22 protein-coding genes, 1 other RNA gene and 1 pseudogene are annotated in these 21,617 nt (G+C 68.7%); 17 read left to right on the top strand and 7 right to left on the bottom strand.

Annotation, left to right across the window (positions count from 1 at the left end; all coding sequences use genetic code 11):
- Positions 1-30 precede the first annotated feature (30 nt).
- On the top strand, positions 31-663 hold the full coding sequence (locus K8940_RS16805) for a class I SAM-dependent methyltransferase (RefSeq protein WP_223395888.1): 633 nt from the start codon (positions 31-33) through the stop codon (positions 661-663).
- Here K8940_RS16805 and K8940_RS16800 read toward each other — a convergent pair.
- From K8940_RS16800 to K8940_RS16790, 3 genes are read right to left on the bottom strand one after another with little or no spacing between them, the layout of a single operon-like run.
- A complete protein-coding gene (locus K8940_RS16800) occupies positions 660-1,109 on the bottom strand; it encodes a flagellar basal body protein (RefSeq protein WP_223391222.1) in 450 nt (149 codons plus the stop codon). The two genes, K8940_RS16805 and K8940_RS16800, sit on opposite strands and share 4 nt — an antisense overlap.
- Positions 1,110-1,115: 6 nt before the next feature.
- Positions 1,116-1,484: a rod-binding protein gene (locus K8940_RS16795; protein ID WP_223391221.1), complete on the bottom strand. Its 369-nt coding sequence runs from the start codon at positions 1,482-1,484 to the stop codon at positions 1,116-1,118.
- A complete protein-coding gene (locus K8940_RS16790) occupies positions 1,484-2,608 on the bottom strand; it encodes a flagellar basal body P-ring protein FlgI (protein ID WP_223391220.1) in 1,125 nt (374 codons plus the stop codon). The genes K8940_RS16795 and K8940_RS16790 overlap by 1 nt, the downstream gene beginning before the upstream one ends.
- Positions 2,609-2,839: 231 nt before the next feature.
- On the opposite strand from K8940_RS16790, the gene K8940_RS16785 reads away from it, so the two are divergent.
- From K8940_RS16785 to K8940_RS16775, 3 genes are all read left to right on the top strand, one after another.
- Positions 2,840-3,274, top strand: a complete 435-nt coding sequence (locus tag K8940_RS16785; protein ID WP_223391219.1) for a flagellar assembly protein FliX — start codon at positions 2,840-2,842, stop codon at positions 3,272-3,274.
- A gap of 212 nt (positions 3,275-3,486) precedes the next feature.
- On the top strand, positions 3,487-3,915 hold the full coding sequence (dksA, locus tag K8940_RS16780) for an RNA polymerase-binding protein DksA (protein ID WP_223391218.1): 429 nt from the start codon (positions 3,487-3,489) through the stop codon (positions 3,913-3,915).
- A gap of 155 nt (positions 3,916-4,070) precedes the next feature.
- Positions 4,071-5,606 carry a cation:proton antiporter gene (locus K8940_RS16775; RefSeq protein WP_223391217.1) on the top strand — a complete coding sequence of 512 codons (1,536 nt, stop codon included), beginning with the start codon at positions 4,071-4,073 and terminating at the stop codon, positions 5,604-5,606.
- A gap of 6 nt (positions 5,607-5,612) precedes the next feature.
- Here the strand turns inward: K8940_RS16775 and K8940_RS16770 are convergent.
- Together K8940_RS16770 and K8940_RS16765 are read right to left on the bottom strand one after the other, a co-directional pair.
- A pseudogene (locus K8940_RS16770) lies at positions 5,613-6,226 on the bottom strand (pyridoxamine 5'-phosphate oxidase family protein).
- Between the two features lie 50 nt (positions 6,227-6,276).
- A complete protein-coding gene (locus tag K8940_RS16765) occupies positions 6,277-6,639 on the bottom strand; it encodes a response regulator (protein ID WP_223391216.1) in 363 nt (120 codons plus the stop codon).
- Positions 6,640-6,822: 183 nt separating this feature from the next.
- Between K8940_RS16765 and K8940_RS16760 the strand changes: the two genes are divergently transcribed.
- Together K8940_RS16760 and K8940_RS16755 are read left to right on the top strand one after the other, a co-directional pair.
- Positions 6,823-7,626 (top strand): crotonase/enoyl-CoA hydratase family protein, encoded by an 804-nt coding sequence (locus K8940_RS16760; protein ID WP_223391215.1) that lies wholly within the window; start codon positions 6,823-6,825, stop codon positions 7,624-7,626.
- Positions 7,627-7,630: 4 nt separating this feature from the next.
- Positions 7,631-8,284, top strand: a complete 654-nt coding sequence (locus K8940_RS16755) for a DUF3052 family protein (protein WP_223391214.1) — start codon at positions 7,631-7,633, stop codon at positions 8,282-8,284.
- Between the two features lie 76 nt (positions 8,285-8,360).
- Here K8940_RS16755 and K8940_RS16750 read toward each other — a convergent pair whose 3' ends face one another.
- Both K8940_RS16750 and K8940_RS16745 read right to left on the bottom strand, forming a co-directional pair.
- Positions 8,361-9,296: an oxygenase MpaB family protein gene (locus K8940_RS16750; RefSeq protein WP_223391213.1), complete on the bottom strand. Its 936-nt coding sequence runs from the start codon at positions 9,294-9,296 to the stop codon at positions 8,361-8,363.
- A gap of 70 nt (positions 9,297-9,366) precedes the next feature.
- Positions 9,367-10,854: a flavin-containing monooxygenase gene (locus K8940_RS16745; protein ID WP_223391212.1), complete on the bottom strand. Its 1,488-nt coding sequence runs from the start codon at positions 10,852-10,854 to the stop codon at positions 9,367-9,369.
- Between the two features lie 118 nt (positions 10,855-10,972).
- On the opposite strand from K8940_RS16745, the gene K8940_RS16740 reads away from it, so the two are divergent.
- The 11 genes from K8940_RS16740 (at position 10,973) to mraY (ending at position 21,608) form a co-directional block, all read left to right on the top strand.
- A complete protein-coding gene (locus K8940_RS16740; RefSeq protein WP_223391211.1) occupies positions 10,973-11,866 on the top strand; it encodes a DMT family transporter in 894 nt (297 codons plus the stop codon).
- Positions 11,863-12,591 (top strand): N-acetylmuramoyl-L-alanine amidase, encoded by a 729-nt coding sequence (locus K8940_RS16735; protein ID WP_223391210.1) that lies wholly within the window; start codon positions 11,863-11,865, stop codon positions 12,589-12,591. The genes K8940_RS16740 and K8940_RS16735 overlap by 4 nt, the downstream gene beginning before the upstream one ends.
- Entirely contained in the window at positions 12,591-13,193 is a 603-nt protein-coding gene (locus tag K8940_RS16730) for an FMN-binding negative transcriptional regulator (RefSeq protein WP_223391209.1), read from the top strand. Before K8940_RS16735 ends, K8940_RS16730 begins: the two co-directional genes overlap by 1 nt.
- A gap of 176 nt (positions 13,194-13,369) precedes the next feature.
- Positions 13,370-13,750: RNase P RNA component class A (gene rnpB / locus K8940_RS16725), an RNA gene on the top strand.
- A 284-nt stretch (positions 13,751-14,034) separates the two neighbouring features.
- On the top strand, positions 14,035-14,502 hold the full coding sequence (locus K8940_RS16720; protein WP_223391208.1) for a division/cell wall cluster transcriptional repressor MraZ: 468 nt from the start codon (positions 14,035-14,037) through the stop codon (positions 14,500-14,502).
- Complete coding sequence (gene rsmH / locus K8940_RS16715; protein ID WP_223391207.1) at positions 14,499-15,434, top strand: 16S rRNA (cytosine(1402)-N(4))-methyltransferase RsmH; 936 nt, start codon at positions 14,499-14,501, stop codon at positions 15,432-15,434. Before K8940_RS16720 ends, rsmH begins: the two co-directional genes overlap by 4 nt.
- Entirely contained in the window at positions 15,431-15,895 is a 465-nt protein-coding gene (locus K8940_RS16710; protein ID WP_223391206.1) for a cell division protein, read from the top strand. The genes rsmH and K8940_RS16710 overlap by 4 nt, the downstream gene beginning before the upstream one ends.
- A complete protein-coding gene (locus tag K8940_RS16705; protein WP_223391205.1) occupies positions 15,892-17,661 on the top strand; it encodes a peptidoglycan D,D-transpeptidase FtsI family protein in 1,770 nt (589 codons plus the stop codon). The genes K8940_RS16710 and K8940_RS16705 overlap by 4 nt, the downstream gene beginning before the upstream one ends.
- Entirely contained in the window at positions 17,658-19,118 is a 1,461-nt protein-coding gene (locus K8940_RS16700; protein WP_223391204.1) for a UDP-N-acetylmuramoyl-L-alanyl-D-glutamate--2,6-diaminopimelate ligase, read from the top strand. The genes K8940_RS16705 and K8940_RS16700 overlap by 4 nt, the downstream gene beginning before the upstream one ends.
- Positions 19,111-20,496: a UDP-N-acetylmuramoyl-tripeptide--D-alanyl-D-alanine ligase gene (locus K8940_RS16695; RefSeq protein ID WP_223391203.1), complete on the top strand. Its 1,386-nt coding sequence runs from the start codon at positions 19,111-19,113 to the stop codon at positions 20,494-20,496. Before K8940_RS16700 ends, K8940_RS16695 begins: the two co-directional genes overlap by 8 nt.
- A complete protein-coding gene (mraY, locus tag K8940_RS16690; RefSeq protein WP_223391202.1) occupies positions 20,496-21,608 on the top strand; it encodes a phospho-N-acetylmuramoyl-pentapeptide-transferase in 1,113 nt (370 codons plus the stop codon). The genes K8940_RS16695 and mraY overlap by 1 nt, the downstream gene beginning before the upstream one ends.
- Positions 21,609-21,617: the final 9 nt, after the last annotated feature.

Raw genomic sequence — 21,617 nt, 5'->3', positions numbered from 1 at the left:
AGTCGGCGGCTGACCGCGAAGGACACGCCCCTGGACCTCGAAGCCTTCATCCGCGAGCGCCTGCCGCTGGACCCCGTTCCCGGCGTTCCCGAGATTCGCCTGCACCGCGCGGGGCCGCGCAGCGGGCTGATGCGCCTGGCGGACGCCGATCCGGACTTCGGTTCGCCGTACTGGGCGCGGACCTGGGGCGGTGGGCTGGCCCTGGCGCGCCACGTCCTCGACCATCCCGAGACCGTCGTCGGCAAGCGCGTGCTGGATCTTGGCGCGGGCTCGGGCCTCGTCGCCATCGCCGCCGCCCTGGCGGGGGCGGCCGAGGTGAAGGCGGCCGATGTCGATCCCTACGCGGTCACGGCCACGCGCCTGAACGCCGCCGCCAATGGGGTGAGGGTCGAGACGATCCACGGCGACCTGACGTCGGGCGCGCCGCCGGAGGTCGACCTGATGCTGGTGGGGGATCTGTTCTACGACCCCGACCTGGCGGCGCGGGTCGAGACGTATCTGCGGCGATGCCTGGCGGCCGAGATCGCGGTGCTGATCGGCGATCCCTGGCGCGCGCCGCTACCGGCCGACCGGCTGCGCGTCGTGGCGGAGTATATGGTCGCCGATTTCGGGGATCCGAACGGGGCGGCCAGGGCCGCCGCCGTCTTCTCCCTCGAATCCTAGGCCTTGCGGTTCAGGGTGATGGCCGCGCCCATCGAGGGGCGGTCGTTGACCATGCCGCCGGCGCCGTAGGTGGTGGCCGGGGCGGCGCGCTGGTTGGCGATCTCCTGGGCGACGGCGTGGACCAGGCCCTCGGTCACGGTCTTGGCGGCGTTCACGGCGCGCGCCTGGCGGGCCAGGACCGCGTCGAAGGCCTCGGTGGCGCGCAGCAGGCGCTGGCGCAGTTCGGGCCGGGCCGCCTCGACCAGGGCGACATTGGCGCGCACCCGCATCGACTCATGCCGGTAGACATTGGCCAGCTTGGCCGTCTCCTCGACATACTGCGCCGCCTCGTGCGGGCGGTGGGTCTCGAAGGCCTGGGCCTCCTTGGCGATCAGGTCGGTCAGGCGTTCGGTCAGCAGGGTCAGCTGATGGACGCGATCGTCGGCGTCGACGGCGGCGATAGCCATGGCTTGTTACTCCTTCAGACCTTGCATCTTCAGCATTTCGCGCTGGATGGTCGGCGCCAGGCCGATCCCGCCGGCCTTGGTCACCTGCTTGGACATCGCGTCCGTCAGCATCGACTTGAACATTTCCTCGCCGTTGCCGCCGCCGAACGGTTCCGAGGTTTTCACGCCCTCGAACATCTGCTGCATCATCACCGACAGGAACGAGGCTTCGAAAGTCTTGGCCGTCTCGCCGATCTTGGCGCGCTTGGCCGCGTCCTTGGCGGTGTCCTCGATCGAGGCCGCGGCGGACTTCACCGCCTGAGCCGCCGACTTCACCGTGGCGGTGGTCGCGCCGAGCTGCGGGACCAGGGTGGAAAGCTGCGACGCGAAGCTCATCACATCACCTCGATGTCGGCTTGCAGGGCGCCGGAGGCCTTCACGGCCTGCAGGATCGAGATCATGTCGCGGGGCGTGACGCCCAGAGCGTTCAGGCCGCCGACCAGGCTCTTCAGCGAGGGCGAGCCGCCCAGGGTGATCAGCTTCTTGCCCTTTTCCTCTTCGACATTGACGGTCGACTGCGGGACGACGGCGGTCTGGCCTTGGCTGAACGGGCCCGGCTGGCTGACGGCCGGGGTTTCCTGGACCGTGATCGTCAGGTTGCCCTGGGCGATCGCCACCTGGCTGATGCGGACGTCGTCGCCCATGACGATGACGCCGGCCACCTCGTCGATCACCACCTTGGCCGGGCTGTCGGGCTCGACCTCCAGGTTCTCGATGCTGGTGACGAAGCTGATCATGTCCATGCCGGCCGGGGCGCGGACAGCGACGATGGTCGGGTTCTGCGCCTGGGCGCAGTTGGGGAACTTGCCGTTGATGGCGTCGGCGATGCGGCGCGAGGTCGTGAAGTCCGGATTGCGCAGGGTCATGCGCAGGATGTCCATATTGACCATCTGGAAGCCGGTCTCGCGCTCGATGATGCCGCCCGAGGCGATCCGACCGGCGGTCGGCACGCCCTTGGTGACCGAGCTGCCCGAGGCGCCGCCGGCCGAGACCGAACCGGTCTGCACAGTGCCCTGGGCGACGGCGTAGGTCTGGCCGTCCGCGCCCTGCAGGCTGGTGACCAGCAGGGTGCCGCCCAGCAGGCTCTTGGCGTCGCCCAGCGCCGAGACGGTCACGTCCAGCTTCGAGCCCGCGGCCGAGAACGGCGGCAGATTGGCCGTGACCATGACCGTGGCGGTGTTCTTGGTGTTGAGGTTGGCGTCACGGACGTTGACGCCCTGGCGCTCCAGCATCGCCTCCAGGCTCTGCTTGGTCATCGGGGCGTTGCGCAGGCTGTCGCCCGTGCCGTTCAGGCCGACGACAACGCCGTAGCCGATCAGCTGGTTCTCACGAACGCCCTCGAAGGCGACGATGTCCTTGATCCGCGACTTGGCGAACGCTGGCGCGCCAAGGCCCAGGCAGGCCAAGGCCGAAGCGGCGGCGAGGGCGGTCAGAACGGTGCGAAAGAATGAACGCGGCATGGCAGTCCCGTGGCGGGGAAACGTCCCCGGCCCGCCCCATGCCAGAAGCGGGCCAGTTTTCCGGCCCCGCCTAGGGCCTTGTGACTCAAGGGATTCTGCATTTGGCGGTGGTCCGCCGGGCGCCTCGCGGCAGAATCTGCCCGGCATTAACCATACTTCAAGCGCGCGATCTGATTATGATGAGGCTGTGAGATAAGTGACTCGCACGCGTAAGCTTTTTGGAGCTGCCGGATGAAGGTTTCCAGCACGGGGGGCGTAGGGGCGACTGGCGCATCGCGGGCCAGGCCGGCCGGCGGTTCGTCGAGCTTCAGCCTGCCGTCGGTGAACGCCGCCAGCGGCGCGGCCAGCACGGCCTCTGTCGGCGGCCTGACCGGCGTCGGCTCGGTCGATGCGCTGCTCGCCCTGCAGGAGACGGGCGCCGTCGGCAGCCCCCTGGAGCGCCGCAAGCGCGCGGTGCGTCGCGCCGACCACATCCTGGACATCCTGGGCGAGGTGCGGATCGCGCTGATTGACGGCGACATTTCGCACGGCACGCTGGACCGCCTGACGCGCGCCATTCGCGAGCAACGCGAGAATACCGACGACCCCAAACTGGAAGGGGTCCTCAACGAGATCGAGACGCGGGCCGCCGTCGAGCTGGCCAAGCTGCAGGCGCGAGGCGGCTGACATGGCGAAGGCGGGGAGCAAGAACATCGTTCAGCCCTGCCACGCTTGGCCCGTTCGCGCGTTTTACACCTGTCCACGCCGTGGAAATGGCCCTTTCGAGCGAAGGGCGCGACCTGAGCGCGCCACTCACGCGAGGTTCATTGAACGCGGCTCACCTTTTGATATAAGCACGCAGCCTTCGAGGGCTGAGTTCATTGGGGCGTGAGGCGTTAATGCAAACGGCCACTGTTCTAGTAGAGAAATCCGATTACCGTCCTTCCGAGGACGAGCCTTTTATGAACGAGCGGCAGCTTGAGTACTTCAAGCAGAAGCTGCTGGCATGGAAAGAAGAGATCCTCCGCGAATCTCGCGAGACGGTTTCCCATCTCCAGAAAGAAACCGAGAACCACGCCGATCTCGCCGATCGCGCGTCCTCGGAAACCGACCGTGCTCTCGAGCTTCGCACTCGCGACCGCCAGCGGAAGCTGATTTCCAAGATCGACCAGGCCCTGCGCCGCGTCGAGGACGGCTCCTACGGCTACTGCGAGGAGACGGGCGAGCCGATCGGCCTGGCCCGGTTGGACGCTCGCCCCACGGCGACGCTCAGCCTGGAAGCCCAGGAACGGCACGAGCGCCGCGAACGCGTCCATCGCGACGACTGATGCGGCCTCCACAGGGGGACTGATGTGTTTCAAGCGGCCTCGGGGGTGACCCTGGGGCCGTTTTTGTTGCGGGCGCCGGCGAACCGGAACCCGCTGGGCGAACTTTGTCATCCGAGCCGTTGCGCCCTAAGCTCGCGCATCGCCAGGGAGGACCCGTGAGCTTCTTCGAAAGTCTTCTCGTCCTCGTGGCGGCCGCGGTGCTGCTGCTGCAGGTGTCGCGCCGCATCAAGGCGCCGTATCCGACGATGCTGGCGGCCGCCGGCGTCTGTCTGGCCCTGGTCCCCGGCGCGCCGAAGATCTCGATCGAGCCCCACACGGCCCTGGCCCTGTTCCTGGCTCCGGCCCTGGTCGACGCAGCCTTCGATTTCCCGGTCGCCGAGGTGCGCCGCCTGTGGCGGCCGTTGTTCGCCCTGGTGGTGGTGGCGGTGCTGCTGAGCGCCGGCGCGGTCGCCTGGCTGGGCGTGACCATGGCCGGCCTGCCGATCGCCGCCGCCCTGGCGCTGGGCGCCATCGTCGCCCCGCCCGACGCGGCCGCCGCCACGGCCGTGCTCAGCAGCGTGCGCATGCCGCGCGGCTCGATCGCGGTGCTGAAGGGCGAGAGCCTGCTGAACGACGCCTCGGCCCTGCTGCTGTTCTCGGCGGCGCTGGCCTTCCAGGCCCAGGGCGGCATCGACCAGGGGCTGGCCGTCCAGCTGGGCCTGGCGGCGCCGGGCGGGATCATCCTGGGCATCGTCATCGCCCGCGTGCTGCGCTTCGTCAGCCCGCTGACCAGCGGCACCCTGGGCGGCAACCTGTTCGAGTTCGTCACCGCCTTCGGGTCCTGGATGATCGCCGAGCGGCTGGGTGTGTCGCCGGTGCTGTGTCTGGTGGCCTTCGCCATGACATTCGCCCGCACGGCGGCCTTGCGTACGCCGCCGCGCGTGCGGATCCACAGCTTCGCCGTCTGGACCTCGGCGGTGTTCCTGCTGAACGTCGTGGCCTTCCTGCTGATGGGGTTGCAGGCCCGCACCATCGTCGCCGGCATGGACCGCGACCGGCTGATGGTGGCGGTCGGCTTCGCCTCGGCCGTGGTCGTCTGCCTGATCGTGGTGCGCATGGCCTGGGTGCAGCTCTATCTCGTCCTGGCCCGGCGGTTCCCCAGCCTGCGCGGCGGCTATCCGGCGATCAGCCTGCGCAATGGCGTGCTGGTCGGCTGGTGCGGCATGCGGGGCCTGGTCACCCTGGCCACGGCCTTCGCCCTGCCGGGCAACTTCCCACAGCGCGACCTGCTGGTGCTGACGGCCTTCGCGGTGGTGCTGGCCACCCTGGTGGTCCAGGGCATGACCCTGGCGCCGCTGGTCCGTCTCCTGGGCCTGGACCGCGAGGACGGGCTCGGCGAAGAGTTGATCCGCCTGCGCGCGGACCTGGCGGGCGCGGCCCTGGCGGCGCTGGACGGCAAGACGGGCGAGGCGGTCGAGCACTGGCGCTATCGTTTCGCCGCCGTGCCCAGCGGTTCGCCGCCCGCCACCGGCCCGCTGGAAGCGCGCCGGACCATCGGCCTCAAGGCCCTGCACCGCCAGCGGCTGCGCCTGGAGGAGCTGCGCGGCGACGGGACCGTCAGCGCCGACGCCTTCCTGATCCTACAGGAGGAGCTGGATTTCGAGGAGGTCTCGATCAGCCGCGAGGACCAGCGCCAGATCGAGGAGAGCTGAGCGCTCTCACCACATCGTCTTGGCCGCGCGCTCGGGCCAGTCTCGGTCGTAGGTCTCGCCGCCGACCTCGCCGGCCGTGACCGCCGCCAGCATGGCGCCGGGCGACGGTATGGACCTGGGATCGACATGGCTTTCGGCCTTCCAGAGTCCCGAGCGGACGATGGCGCGGGCGCACTGGAAATAGGCTTCCTCGACGGTCACGACCGTCACCGTGCGCGGCGGCTTGCCGTCGACGGCGAAGCTCTCGAGCAGCGCGGGATCGGCGCTCAGCACGGCGCGGCCGTTGACCCGGAAGGTGGTGCCCGAACCGGGATCAGGAACAGCAGGGCCACGCGCGGGTCGCGGACGATGTTGCGCAGGCTGTCGGTGCGATTGTTGCCGCGCCGGTCGGGCAGCATCAGGGTCCTGGGATCGGCGATGCGGACGAAGCCGGGCAGGTCGCCGCGCGGGCTGCAGTCCAGGCCCTCGGGGCCGACCGTGGCCAGGGCCACGAACGGCGAGGCCTGGATCAGCGCGGCGTAGTGCGGGGTGATGTGGTCGGCGACCTTGACGGTCGAGGCGGCGACAGGGGCGGGCTGATACAGCGCCTCCAGGGCCTCGAGGGTGGTGATCTCGTGCATCGCGTCCTCCCGTCCGTGGCTTGTAGCGGCGGGCGGCGGGGAGAACAACGTCAGGTCGTTGACGCCCGCGCGCAGGCTTCCGCCAGGATGCGGGCCGAGATCGGCTTGTCGACGATCGGGGTCAGGCGGCCCTGCAGCTGGTCGGCGTTGCCGGTGACGTAGACGACGGGGATGCGGCCCAGTCGGCGCTGGATGGCCTCGACGGCCTCGACGCCGGTGCCGCCCACGATGCGATAGTCGGCGGTGATCAGATCCGGGGGATTGGCGATGGCCAGGGTCAGCGCATCGGCCGCGCTGTCGGCGATATCGAAACTCGTGAAGCCCATCTCCGCCAGAAGAGCCTCGACCTCGAACGCGACGAGGATTTCATCCTCGATAATCAACACGTGTCGGGCCTTCGCGTGCTCGGTCATTCGCCGTAGCTTTCTGTGTCGTCCCAGGACTTATTTCAACGGCGCGCCGCGCTCGCGCGCCAGTCGCGTTTTCGTGATCGGTGCGACCGCACCGGTTGCATCGGCCAGCTCGGCTGCACGACGCGGGAAAGCAGGCTATGGAGGGACAAAACCAAAGAAACGGCAGGAGCGTCCTTAAATCCCATGTCTCAGTCCCTGATCCTCACCGAGAAACGCGGCCACGTCGCCATCCTCACCCTGAACCGGCCGGAGGCGATGAACGCCTTGGGCGCGCCGGGTGATGGCGACCAGGTGGCGGCCGCCTGCGAGGCGATCAACGACGACCAGGACATCCGCTGCGTGATCCTGACCGGTGCGGGCAAGGCCTTCTCGGCCGGCGGCGACGTCAAGGCGATGAAGGCCCGCGAGGGGGCGTTCGGCGGCAACGGCGTGGCGGTGCGCGACGGCTATCGCAAGAACATCCACCGCATCGTCCGGGCCATCTACGGTCTGGAGGTCCCCTCGATCGCGGCGGTGAACGGGGCGGCGATCGGCCTGGGCTGCGACGTGGCCTGCATGACCGACATCCGCATCGCCGCCGATACGGCGAGGTTTGGCGTCACCTTCCTGAAGCTGGGCCTGATCCCCGGCGACGGCGGGGCCTGGCTGATGCCCCGCACGATCGGCATGAGCCGCGCCGCCGAGCTGCTGTTCACCGGCGACGTCATCGACGCGGCCAAGGCCGCCGAGTGGGGCCTGATCAGCAAGGCCGTGCCCGCCGAGACGCTGATGGACGAGGCCATGGCGCTGGCGACCAGGATCGCGGCCCAGCCGCCGCACGCCCTGCGCATGGCCAAGAGCCTGCTCAAGCACGGCCAGACCGCCAGCTACGACACCCTGATGGAGATGAGCGCGGCCGCCCAGGCCATCGCCCACCACACCGAGGACCACATGGAAGGCGTCGACGCGATCCTCGAAAAGCGCACGCCGACATTCAAGGGCGCATAGAGACATGGGCAAGGAAGCGAGTGGCGTCTGGGGCCAGCTGTCGGACGGCGAAAGCGAGGGCAAGCTTCTGTGGGAGCCGCCCAAGCTGATCTTCCGCGGCGCGGTGCGCGGCATCTACCAGGGGCATGCCCTGCGGAACCTTCGCACGGAAGGCGACGACCTCGTCCTGAGCGACGGCACCCGCTTCACCCTCGAGCCTGGCCAGGCCGAGAAGTGGCTCCACGCGATCCTCAATCCGCCCTCGCGCCTGGACAAGCTGGGCGTGAAGCCCGGCATGACTGTGGTGGTCGACGGCGTCGAGGACGATGAGTTCCTGGCCGAGCTGTCGACCCGTGTCGAACCGGTCGAGGCCGACGAGGCCGATGGGGTCGACATCCTGTTCCTGGCCGCCGAGGACCTGGCTGATCTCGACCGGCTGGAGGACCTGATGTGGACCCTGGCTGACAAGGGCGCGATCTGGATCGTCACCCAGAAAGGCAAGGGCGCGCCGCTGAAGGACACCGACGTGCTGACCGCCGCGCGGGGTTTCGGCCTGTCCGACACCAAGGTCTGCGCCTTCTCCAAGACCCACACCGCCCTGCGGTTCGTGAAGCGCAAGACGCCCAAGGCCGCGCCGGCGCCGGCCGTCGATGCGGAAGAGGTGTTCGACGAAGAATAGGCGCGATACCCAACGCCGCTCATCCCCGGGAAAGCGGGGACCCATACGGCGTTCGACATAGGAGCGGTGGTGGTCTTCAGGCCTCGGCTTGGGTCCCCGCTTTCGCGGGGATGAGCGGATTGTGGTGAGCCTCCAGCAGCCGTTTCTGCTCGGCCCGACTCCTGTAGAGGAAGTCGTATGGCAGGCCCAATCGCGCGCTGGCCTGGCAAGGCGGGGAGCCCTTCACCGGGATCCGGTCGGCCAGCTTGCCGGCCGCCTTCAGAGCCAGGGTGTCGACGAGCGTCAGGTCGTATTCGCGGCCCAGCGCCAGCTTCTGGCGCACGATCGGCGGCAGCAGCGACACCGCCGCGCGGGCCAGGGCCTTGTGCAGGAACTTGGGCGCATTCGGCGCGGCCTTTCCCGACTGGATGATGGCCAGGAACTCCTCGACGATCGGGTGCGGCTCGAAGCGCGGCGCCAGCCTGTCCATCATCGCCATGAAGTCCGCCTGGGAGCCGGGCGAGGACTTCACGCCGTACAGTCGCGCGATCGGCCCGGCCTCGCCGTAAAACCGAGTCTTCTCGGCCTCGCTCAACGGCGCGACGAAGCGGTCATAGGCGTTGAGGAAGCCGTAGCCGGCGGTGGCGCTGACCCAGTCCAGCAGCTCGGGATCCAGCGCCTTGTAGGCCTCGCCCTTGGGGGTGTTTCCGACCACCCGCGTATGCATGTTGGTGACGCCCTGGATCACCCGCCGCGCGGCGGCTTGCGGGCCGTAGACCCCGACCATGGCCGCGATGCCCGTGCGCTTGGAGCGCCCGATCGGGTCCGCCTTGTAGGTCGAGTGGTCCCAGACGCCCGAACGGATCCGCGCGTCGGCGAACTCCAGCAGCACGGCCGCGACGCCGCCGACCGCCAGGGCGATCGGGTTCTTGTAGATCCGCCAGTGAACCGAGCCCGGATCCAGATAGGCGGGCTCGCCGGGCGGGCTGGCGTAGTCGATCTTCCAGCCCAGGTACGAGGACGGTTCGGCCATGCGGGTCTCCTTCCCCTGAAAGGTCGGAGGCTGGACCGCCGGTCGCAACCTATCGAATCCGATAGGGAAGCTAGGCGGCCTTGGCGGTGACCGGCGGCGCCTTCGCCCCCGTCTTGCGCCCGAACGTCATCACCCCGTCGTCGACCTTGCCGAAGCGCAGGGCCACCAGGTCGAGGGCGTAGTTCTGGTGCACCTTCCAGGGTTTGCGCAGGCCCTGCTTCGGGAACTGGTCCATGGCGCGGGTGACGTAGCCCGAGGTGAAGTCCAGCCACGGCGCGGCCTCGACCGCGCTGTCGGCGTGCGCCACGCAGTAGTCGACGCCCGTGCGGTTCATGTGGTTCAGCAGGCGGCAGACATATTCGCTGGTCAGGTCCGCCTTCAGGGTCCAGCTGGCGTTGGTGTAGCCGAAGGCGGAAGCCAGGTTCGGCACGTCGCTGAACATCATGCCCTTGTAGCTCATCGACTGGGCCAGGTTGGCGACCTTCCCGTCGACCACGACCTCCATGCCGCTCAACAGCTGCATCTGCAGGCCGGTGGCGGTGACGATGATGTCGGCGTCCAGGGCCTTGCCGGACTTCAGCTGGATCCCGGTCTCGGTGAAGGTCTCGATGTGATCGGTGACCACCGAGCTCGTCCCGGCCTTGATCGAGTCGAAGAGATCCGCGTCAGGCACCAGGCACAGGCGCTGGTCCCACGGATTGTAGCGGGGCGTGAAGTGGGTGGCGACGTCGTAGTCCGGCCCCAGGTGCTCGCGCACCAGGCCCAGCAGCCGCTCCTTGGTCTTCTCCGGCTTCTTCCGCGCCAGGTTGAAGAACAGCATCTGGAAGAGAACGTTCTTCCAGCGGGTGATGCCGTAGGCGGTCATGGCTGGCAGCTTTGAGCGCAGCCAGTTGGCGACGCCATCCTCGGCTGGACGCGAGACCACATAGGTCGGCGAGCGCTGCAGCATGGTCACGTGGGCGGCCGTCTTGGCCATCTCCGGTACCAGGGTCACGGCGGTGGCGCCGCTGCCGATCACCACGACCTTCTTGCCGGCGTAGTCCAAGTCCTCGGGCCAGTGCTGCGGGTGGACGACGCGACCCTGGAAGCGCTCGGCCCCCGAGAAGTCGGGCGTGTAGCCGGCTGAATAGCGATAGTAGCCGGAGCACATGTAGAGGAAGCCGCAGGTGAACTTGACGGTCAGGCCGTCGTGCTCGGCCTCGACCGTCCACGTCGCGGTCTCGGTGGACCAACTGGCGCGCTTGACCAGGTGGCGGAAGCGGATGTGGCGGTCGACGTCGTTCTCGCGGGCCGTCTCGCGTACGTAGCTCAGGATCGACGGGCCGTCGGCGATGGCCTTGGCGGCCTTCCACGGCTTGAACGAGTAACCCAGGGTGTACATGTCGCTGTCGGAGCGGATGCCCGGATAGCGGAACAGGTCCCAGGTGCCGCCGATCGCCTCGCGCCCTTCCAGGATCGCGTAGGTCTTGCCCGGGCAATGCTTCCTCAGGTGATAGGCCGCGCCGATCCCCGAAAGCCCCGCGCCCACGATCAGTACGTCGACATGTTCCATGGCCATCCGTTTCCGCCCCTGTCTCCAAGTCCGGTGGTTGACCCGCCGTGACCGTATGTGAACAGTGTTCACCAACAAACGACCGTTTTGACCGAACGTCAACCGGGGCTTATCGGATCACTTCATGTCCCTTCGCGACTTCGGCGTCCTGATCCTCGTCTGCCTGGTCTGGGCCAGCAGCAACATCATTTCCAAGCTGGTGGTCGCCCATTGGGGCGTGCCGCCGCTTTACTACGCCGCTGTGCGCTTCGCGGTGGTCGCGATCCTGACCCTGCCTTGGCTGCTGCCGGCGCCGCGGCCGACCTGGCGGATGGTGCTGGTGGGCCTCTTGATGGGCGGCGGCAACTTCGCCCTGCTGTTCATGGGCTTCAAGACCGCTTCGCCGTCAGCGGCCTCGGTGGTGATCCAGGTCGGCGTGCCGTTCACGACCCTGCTGTCGGTGCTGATCCTGGGCGAGAAGATCCGCTGGCGGCGTGGCGTGGGCATCGCTCTGACGCTGCTGGGCGCGGTGGTCGTCATGTGGAGCCCGCACGGCCTGGAGCTGTCGGCCGGGCTCTGGCTGATCGTCGCGGCCGCCTTCACCGGCTCGCTGGGGGCGGTGATGATGAAACAGGTCGAGGGCGTGAAGCCGTTGCAATTCCAGGCCTGGGTCGGCTTTTCGTCCTTCTGGCCGCTGGCGGCGATGAGCGCCGTTATGGAGCCCGGGCAGGTCGCGGCGGGCTTCCACGCCGGCTGGCCGTTCGTCGGCGCGGTGGCGTTCTCGGCCCTGGTGGTTTCGGTCGTGGCCCATACGGCCTATTACGGGCTGATCCAGCGCTACGAGGCCAACCTGATCGCTCCGCTTACCCTGATGACGCCGCTGTTCACCATCGGCATGGGCGTCGTGGTCACCCACGATCACTTCGATCTGCGGATGGGGATCGGCGCGGCCCTGGCGCTGCTGGGCGTTCTGATCATCGCGCTTCGGCGGAATCAGGTCATGCCCTTGCTGATGTCGATCCGGAACCGCGCCCTATGAGTCTGTCCATCATCGAGGCCCCGTCGCCGAACTTCGACGCCCGCAAGGCGGTGCCGGACATGGTGGTGCTCCACTATACCGGCATGGAGACGGGCGAGGCCGCGATCGAGCGCTTGCGCGACCCCGAGGCCAAGGTCTCGGCCCACTATTGCGTGGAGGAGGACGGCCGCATCTTCCGCCTCGTGCCCGAGGAGCGTCGCGCCTGGCACGCCGGCGCGGCCTTCTGGAAGGGCGTCAAGGACATCAACTCGGCCTCGATCGGCATCGAGATCGTCAATCCCGGCCACGAGTTCGGCTATCGCCCGTTTCCGGAGGCGCAGATCGCCTCGGTGATCAACCTGCTGGCCGACGTGCGCTCGCGCTGGATGATCCCCGACAGCCGGATCCTGGGGCATTCCGACATCGCCCCCGCCCGCAAGATCGATCCGGGCGAGCTGTTCCCGTGGAAGCGCCTGGCGCAAAGCGGCCACGGCTTGTGGATCGAGCCCGCGCCGTCGCCCGGCGCGCCGCTGGGCCAAGGCGAGGAGGGGACCGGCGTCTTCGCGCTGCAGGCCGGCCTGACCCGCCTGGGCTTCGACTGCGCCCCGACGGGCAAGTACGACGAGTGGACCACGACCGTGGTCTCGGCCTTCCAGCGTCACTGGCTGCAGAACCGCTTCGACGGCATCGCCGACGGCGAGACCCGGGCGCGGCTGGTGGGATTGCTGCGCGCGGCGGCCGAGTAATGCACCCGGCGCCGGCCTTCCGCGTCGAGGACCGGGCGGTCCTGCTCGACTTCATCCGAGCGCATCCGTTCGTGACCTTCGTCGCCAGCGTCGGTGGCCGGCTGTTCGTGGCCCAGTCGCCGGTCGTGATCCGCGACCTGGACGGCGAGGTCGCCCTCGACTTCCATCTATCGCGCGGCAACCTGCTGACGCCGCATCTTACGCAGGGCTTCCGGGCGGTGGCGCTGGCCACGGGCCTCGACGCCTATGTCAGCCCCGACTGGTACGAGAGCGCCGACCAGGTGCCGACCTGGAACTATCAGTCGGTCGAGGCCGAGGGTTCCGTCGCGCCGCTGGACGAGGCGGAGCTGGTCGCCCTGCTGGACGACCTCTCGGCCCAGGAGGAGGGGCGTCTGCTCCCCAAGAAGCCCTGGACCCGCGACAAGATGAAGGCCGGCAAGTTCGAGAGCATGCTGCGCGGCATCCAGGGCGGGCGGTTGTTCGTCGAGCGGCTGCAGGGCACGTTCAAGCTCTCGCAGAACAAGGCCGACGCCGATCGGCTGGGCGCGGCCAAGGGGCTGGGCGATCATCCGATCGCGCAGCTCATGAGAGACGTCCCCTAGTCCGCTTCCCCAGCGAAAGCCGGGGCCCAGATTCATCCTGAGCGGTTTGAGTGCGCGCGCCTAAGGCCGTGCTTCATGCTGATGCGCGCGTGGGTTCGATCTGGGCCCCGGCTTTCGCCGGGGAGATCGAATGTTTGTTGACGTTTCCATGTCGCCCCGTCAAACACCGTGCCGGACCAGATGGTCGGGCGGTCGCGTCGTCTTCGGACGCCGAGGAAAGTCCGGGCTCCACGGTGACAAGGCGGTGGGTAACGCCCACCGGGAGCGATCCCAGGGATAGCGCCACAGAAAGCAAACCTCCTCCCTACGGGGCGGGAAGGGTGAAAGGGTGGGGTAAGAGCCCACCGCGGACCTGGCGACAGGGACGGCATGGCAAGCCCCGCCTGGAGCAAGACCGAATAGGGATCCCGCTCCGGCCTCGCGTCGGATAGGCCGTCACTGGCCGAGAGGATCCGGGTAGGTCGCGAGAGCCGTCCAGCAATGGCCGGCCTAGAGGAATGATCGTCGCCGTTCTTTCGGGAACGGAACAGAACCCGGCTTACAGATCATCTGGTTCCAATCCTCCCCTGGCGGGGGGAGGGCGGCGCCGGCGCGCGTCGATCCCCAAAACCACCTTCGATGGGATCCGATGACACCGCGCGGAACGTCTACTCAATCAGTTCTGTGTATGTTCTGTGGATTAATGATCTCACCTCGTGAACAACAGGTGAGACACCTTTGAAATCTCGATGAAACGGGTTTGGTGTCATTGTTTCCCAATTCATCCCATGTTAACCCAATTCGCGTCGGGGCGATGCGTTTGGGTCGCCGACCGACGTGGGTTTGGTGGGGTTCGGCTTCAGTGTTTCTCTCGACGTTCGAGAAACAGCTCGACAGCAAGCGGCGCATCGTCGTGCCGCAGGAATTCCGCGCGGCCGTCTCGGGCATGTTCGACGGGATCTTCTGCTTCCCCTCCATCGAGGCCGATTGCCTGGAAGCGGGTGGAAAGGCCCTGTTCGACCGCTACCTGGGCGTGATCGAGGAACTGGAGTTCGGGGATCCGATCCGCTCGGCCCTGGAAACCAGCGTTCTGGGCGGCATGGCCAAGCTGTCGTTTGATACAGCTGGTCGCATTACGCTTCCCGACCACCTGTGCGAAATGTGCGGTCTCACGGATTGGGTGACCGTCGTCGGTATGGGTGAGCGTTTTCAGATCTGGTCCCGCGAGGCCTTCCAGGCCCATCGCGCGGCCCAGCGCGATCTGGCCCGGGAAGGGCTGGCGGCTCTGCGCGCCCAGCAGCGCGCGGCCAAGCTGGGGGCTGCCTCGTGAGCGACGCCCCGCACATCTCGGTTCTTCTCGACGAAGTGGTCGAGGCGCTGGACGCCAAGCCGGGCGACGTCGTGGTCGACGGCACCTTCGGGGCGGGCGGCTACACCCGCGCGGTCCTGCCGACCGGCGCCAGCATCGTGGCCTTCGACCGCGACCCCACCGTTCAGGCGTTCGCCGAGGGCCTGCCGGCCGACCGTTTTCGCCTGGTCCAGGCCCGCTTCTCCGAGATGCTCGACGAGCTGGGGCCTTCCAGCGTCGATGGCGTGATGCTGGACCTGGGCGTCTCGTCGATGCAGCTGGACCAGGCCGAGCGCGGCTTCTCCTTCATGCGCGACGGTCCGCTGGATATGCGGATGGGCGATACGGGGCCGACCGCCGCCGACTTCGTCAACACGCTGGAGCAGGTCGAGCTCGCCCGCATCCTCTATGTCTACGGCGAGGAGCACGCCTCGCGCCGCATCGCCAGCTTCATCGTCCGTCGCCGCGAGGAGCGTCCGTTCGAGCGCACGCTGGACCTGGCCGAGGTGATCGAGCGCGCCGTCGGCGGCCGCAAGGGCGCCAAGGTCCATCCGGCCACCCGCTCGTTCCAGGGCCTGCGCATCGCGGTCAATGACGAGCTGGGCGAGCTGGAGGCTGGTCTGGCCGCGGCCGAGCGCGTGCTGAAGCCGGGCGGCCGCCTGGTGGTCGTCACCTTCCATTCGCTGGAAGACCGCATCGTCAAGGCGTTCCTGGCCGAACGAGCGGGCCGGACGCCCGGCGGCTCACGCCATGCCCCGCCGGTTGCGGCGGGCGCTGCGCCAAGCTTCCAGCTGATCTCCAACAAGGCCATCGCCCCCGGCGAGGCCGAACTGGCCGTCAATCCCCGCGCGCGCTCGTCGAAGCTGCGCGCCGCCGTGCGCACGTCCGCGCCGGTCTGGGAGGGCGCGGCATGACCGTCGCCGGCGTCTTCAATCGCCGCGTCCGTGGATTCCGGGTCGTCGAGGTCGTGGGCGGGGGCATCCTGCTGACTCTGGTCACCAGCGTCTATCTGGCCAAGACCTTCGCCGGCAGCGAGCGACAGCAGATCGCCCGCATCGAGCAACAGATCCAGGAAGAGGGCGTGCGCAAGCGTCTTCTGGAAGCGGAGGTCGCCCACCTGGAACAGCCCCGTCGCATCGAGCAACTGGCGCAGATGATGCAACTGCAGCCGATCGCGCCGGACCATGAGATCACCGAGGACGCCCTGATCGACGTGGCGCGTCGTCGCGAACTGCCGCGCGCGCCGATCATCGCCGCACCGGTCTCGCCCGAGGCCCTAGCCGCCGACGCGCCCGAGGCCCTGCCGGATGACGCGTCGGTTCCACCGCCCTCGCCGCCTCCGCCGCAGGCCCAAGCGCCGAGGGCGCCGCGATGAGCCTCTCGAACCTCGGGCCCAACGGTTTCCAGCCCGCCGCCTGGCGGTGGCTGATAGAACGGGTCTGGCGCCTGGAGCACGCCTTCGAGCGCTCGCGCGCGGCGGCCAAGCCCGAAGACGACACGCGCATCCGCATCTTCCTGGTCATGGCCTTCTTCAGCCTGTGCTTCGTGGGCGTGGGCGTGGGCGCGGGCTGGGCGGCGCTGTTCTCGAACGCCGGGCGCGGCAACGGCTACGCCCAGGGCGCGGAGGGCGCGCGCGGCGACGTGGTCGACCGTAACGGCAAGCTGCTGGCCGTCGACCTGGCCCACTACGCGCTCTACATCGACCCGCGCGAGGTCTGGGACGCCAAGGAAACGCGCCGCGCACTGGGCAAGGCCTTGCCGCAAGTGCCGGCCAAGCGCCTGGACAAGGCCGTGTTCGGCGATCACCGCGCTTTCGTCCTGGGCGGCCTGACGCCCGACGAGAAGGACGCGATCTTCAATCTCGGCCTGCCCGGCGTCTCGTTCGAGGAGCAGGAGCGGCGGATGTACCCGCTGGGGCCGACGGCCGCGCACCTGATCGGCTTCGTCGACAGCGGCGGCAAGGGTTTGGCCGGCGCCGAGCGCGCCTTGGACGATCCGATCCGGAAGGCCGCGGGCGGCGACGGCGGCCCGACCCAGCTGTCGATCGACGTGCGCATACAGGCCGCGCTCGAAGACGAGCTGCGAAAGGCCGCCGCCGAGTTCACGCCCAAGGGCGCGGTCGGCCTGGTCACCAATGTCCACACCGGCGAGATCCTGGCCCTGGCCAGTCTGCCCGACTACGACGCCAACAAGGCCGGCGAGGCCACCGACGACCAGCGCCTGAACCGCGCCGCCGCCTCGGTCTACGAGATGGGCTCGACCTTCAAGACCTTCACGGTGGCGATCGGCCTGGACACGGGCGTGGCGACGCCGGCCTCGACCTTCGACGCGCGCGAGCCCTACAAGCTCGGCTACCGCACGATCCACGACTATCACGCCGCCAAGGCCATCCTGAACCTGGTCGAGGTCTTCCAGCACTCGTCGAACATCGGCACGGCCATGCTGGCCGAGCGGGTCGGCGGCGAGCGCCTGTCCAAGTACTTCACGGCCCTGGGCCTGACCAAGCCGGCCAAGGTCGAGCTGATGGAGTCGGCGCGGCCGCTGACGCCGCGCAAGTGGGACATGGACGCGGTGGCCTCGACCTCGTTCGGTCACGGCATCAACGTCAGCCCGCTGGCCCTGGCGCAGGCGATGAACGCCCTGCTGAACGGCGGCGAGATGCGGCCCCTGACCATCCGCAAAATGCCGGCGGGCGTGCGTCCGGAAGGCGTGCGGGTGGTCTCCGAGAACACCTCGGCCGAGATGCTGAAGATCATGCGCGCCAACGTCATTCCGGGCCAGGGCGGCAGCGGCGGCAAGGCCGACGTGCCCGGCCTGTCGGTCGGCGGCAAGACCGGCACAGGCGAGAAATACGATCCGTCGATCCGGGGGTATAATCACCAGCGCCAGGTGTCGTCGTTCGCGGCGGTGTTCCCGACCGACGGCCCGCTGGAGGCCGACCGCTACTTCGTTCTGATCCTGATGGACGAGCCGCACGGCACGGCCAAGTCGTTCGGTTTCTCGACCGGCGGCTGGGTCGGGGCGCCGCCGGCCGGCAAGGTGATCGAACGCATCGCGCCGTTCCTGGGCGTGCAACGCAAGACCGAGCTGGTGACGATCGCCAGCCAACCGAAGAGCGCCGGACCGGAGGCGGGACTATGACCAGACACCTGTCGGAACTGTTCAACCGCCCCTTCGCCAACGATCCAGTGATCGCCGGCGTCACGGCCGACAGCCGCAAGGTCACCGCCGGCTGGCTGTTCGCCGCCCTGCCGGGGACCAAGGTCGACGGTCGCGACTTCGCGCCGGGCGCGGTGTCCAAGGGCGCCGCCGCCGTGCTGGCCCCCGAGGGCGGCCTCGAAGGCCTGGGCGTGCCGGTGGTCCGATCAGAGGACGCCCGCCGCGCCTACGCCCTGGCCTCGGCCGCCTTCTGGGGCAAGCAGCCGGCCATGTGCGTCGCCGTCACCGGCACCAACGGCAAGACCTCGGTCGCCGGCTTCTGCCGCCAGATCTTCGCTAAGCTGGGCCACAAGGCCGCCAGCATGGGCACCCTGGGCGTGGTGGTCAGCGAGGCCGGCAAGCCCGATCAGCAGCTGACCCCGCCGGGCCTGACGACGCCGGACGCCGGCGACGTGGCCGAGATGGTCGCGCGCCTGGCCGAGATGGGCGTCACCCACCTGGCGCTGGAAGCCAGCTCGCACGGCGTCGACCAGCGTCGTGTCGACGGCGTCAAGCTGCGCGCCGCCGGCTTCACCAACTTCACCCAGGACCACCTCGACTATCACGGCTCGATGGAGGAATACCGGGCCGCCAAGCTGCGCTTGTTCGACACCCTGACGCCGAACGGCGCGACGGCGGTGCTGAACGCCGACAGCGAGGCCTTCCCGAACTTCGCCGCCGCCGCCGTCACCTCGGGCCAGAGCGTGTTCTCGGTCGGCGAGGACGGCCAGGGGCTGCGCCTCATCTCGCGCACGCCGACGCCGGCCGGCCAGGACCTGGTCGTCGAGATCGACGACGCCACGCATCACATCCGCCTGCCGCTGGCCGGCGCCTTCCAGGCCTCGAACGTGCTGGTCGCGGCCGGCCTGTGCATCGCCGCTGGCGAGAGCCCCGCCAAGGTGCTGAAGGCCCTGGAAACGCTGGAAGGCGCGGCCGGGCGCCTGCAACGCGTCGGTCGCGGCCCCAAGGGCGGCGAGGCCTATGTCGACTACGCCCACACGCCGGACGGTCTGGAGACGGTCCTGGAAGCCTTGCGCCCGCACACGCGAGGCAAGCTGATCGCCGTGTTCGGGGCCGGCGGCGACCGTGATCGCGGCAAGCGTCCGCTGATGGGCGCGATCGCCGCGCGCCTGGCCGACATCGCCATCGTCACCGACGACAATCCTCGTTCCGAGGAACCTTCCTCGATCCGCGCCGCCATCCTGGAGGCCGCTCCGGGCGCTCGCGAGATCGGCGACCGCCGCGCCGCGATCCGCGCTGCCGTGGCGCTGCTGGGCGAGGGCGATGTGCTGGTCGTCGCCGGCAAGGGTCACGAACAGGGCCAGATCGTCGCCGGCGTCGTCCACCCGTTCGACGACGTGGCCGAGACGCTGGAAGCGCTGGAGGGCGTGCATGCCTGAAGCGCTCTGGACCGCCCAGGAAATCGCTGAAGCCACCGGCGGCGAGGTCGCCGGCGACTTCACCGTGACCGGCGTCTCGATCGACACCCGCACGGTCGAGCCGGGCGACCTGTTCGTACCCCTGGTCGGTGCGCGCGACGGCCATGACTTCGTCCTGCAGGCCGTGGCCAATGGCGCGGCCGGCGTGCTGGCCGCCAAGCCCGTCGGCTTCCCGGCGGTGATGGTCGAGGACACCTTCAAGGCCCTGGAAGCCCTGGGCGTCGCCGCCCGCGAGCGCGCGCCGCAATGCAAGCGCGGGGCGGTGACGGGCTCGGTCGGCAAGACCAGCGTCACGCGCGCCGTTGAGGCGGGCCTGCGACTGGCCGGCAAGGCCCACGCTTCGGTCAAGAGCTACAACAACCATATCGGCGTGCCCCTGACCCTGGCCCGGATGCCGCGCGACACGCAGCGCGCCGTGTTCGAGGTCGGCATGAACCACGCCGACGAGATCACCCCCCTTAGCCAGTTCGTCCGGCCGCACGCGGTGGCCATCACCACGGTCGGTCCGGTCCACCTGGAGAACTTCCCGAACGAAGAAGGCGTGGCCCGCGCCAAGGCCGAGATCTTCGCGGGGCTGGAGCCCGGCGGGATCGCCGTGCTGAACGCCGACAACAAGTGGTTCGACCTGCTGAAGGCCGAGGCCGAGAAGGCTGGCGCGACCGTCTGGAGCTTCGGCGGGGCCGCCGACGCCACCGCGCGCCTGACCGGCTTCGCCGTGCAAGGTGAGGGGGCCAAGGTCTCCGTCACGCTGCGTGGCGAGGCCCTGACCTTCCCGATCCGCCAGACCGGGGTGCACTGGGGGCCCAACAGCCTGTGCGTCCTCTTGATGCTGGAAGCCCTGGACGTACCGCGCGAGACCGCGCTGGCGGCTCTGGCGGCGTTCGCGCCGATCGAGGGGCGCGGGGCCGAAAAGACCGTCCGCATCGACGGCGGCGCCTTCACCCTGGTGGACGAGAGCTACAACGCCAACCCGGTCTCGATGCAGGCCGCGCTGAAGACCCTGGGGGCGCGCGAGGTCGCCGGCCGTCGGGTCGCAGTGCTGACCGACATGCTCGAGCTTGGCGAGAGCAGCGGCCGGTTTCACGCCGAGCTTGCGGACCCGATCGCGCGTGCAAACGTTGACGTCGTTTTTCTCGCGGGCGTCCACATGAAATCGCTGTGGGAGGCGCTTCCGCCGACTCGGCGAGGCGGCTACGCGGAAGTTACTGAAAAGTTAACGGCGCAGCTGGCGGGGGCGATCCGGCCGGGCGACGTGGTGATGGTGAAGGGGTCGAATGGCTCCAGGGCCGGCGTTCTCGCCGGGGCCCTGGCCGCGCTCGACCTTGGGGAACAGGGCTGATGCTGTACTTCCTGTACGAATGGCTGGCGCGCACGCAAGAGCACGTCCCGGCGCTGAACCTGTTGAAATACCTGACCTTCCGGTCGGGCATGGCCATGCTGACGGCCTATGTGGTCGCGGTGGCGATGGGCTCACGCTTCATCCGCTGGATGAAGGCCAAGCAGGGCAAGGGCCAGCCGATCCGCACGGACGGCATCGCCCGCCATGTCACCGAGAAGGCCGGCACGCCCACCATGGGCGGCTTCATGATCCTGGCGGGCCTGTTCGTCGGCGCCCTGCTGTGGGCCGACCTGCGCAACATCCATGTCTGGGTCGTGCTGCTGATCACCGGCAGCTACGGCGTGCTGGGCTTCATGGACGACTACGCCAAGGTCACCAAGCAGACCACCGCCGGCCTCTCCAGCGTCCAGAAGCTGGTCGCCCAGTTCGCGGTGGCCATCGTCGCGGCCGTCATTCTGATCCTGTTCGCGCCCAAGTCACCGATGACGCCGGGGATGGAGACCAGCGTGGTCTTCCCGATCTTCAAGGCGCTGGTGATCAATCTGGGCTGGTTCTACGTGGTCTTCGCGGCGGTCACGATCGCCGGTTTCTCTAACGCTGTGAACCTGACCGACGGCCTGGACGGCCTGGCCATCGTGCCGGTGATGTTCGCCGCCTCGACCTTCGGCCTGATCGCCTATCTGGTGGGCAACTACAAGTTCGCGGACTATCTCAACCTGCACTTCGCGCCCGGCGTCGGGGAGCTGGCGGTGCTGTGCGGCGCGATCATCGGCGGGGGCATGGGCTTCCTGTGGTACAACGCCCCGCCGGCCAAGATCTTCATGGGCGACACCGGTTCGCTGGCCCTGGGCGGCGCGCTGGGCGCGATCGCCGTCTGCGCCAAGCACGAGCTGGTCCTGGGCATCGTCGGCGGCCTGTTCGTGGCCGAGGCGCTGAGCGTCATGATCCAGGTCGCCTACTTCAAGAAGACCGGCAAGCGGGTCTTCCTGATGGCGCCGATCCACCACCATTTCGAGAAGCTGGGCTGGGCTGAATCCACCGTCGTGATCCGCTTCTGGATCGTGGCGATGATGCTGTCCTTCGTCGGCCTCGCCACGCTCAAGCTGCGTTAGGGAGAGGCG

Source organism: Caulobacter segnis, from assembly GCF_019931575.1.
Taxonomy (GTDB): Bacteria; Pseudomonadota; Alphaproteobacteria; order Caulobacterales; family Caulobacteraceae; genus Caulobacter; species Caulobacter segnis_C.
Note: the sequence above shows the minus strand (reverse complement) of the source record. Positions and strands in the feature narration are given on the sequence as shown.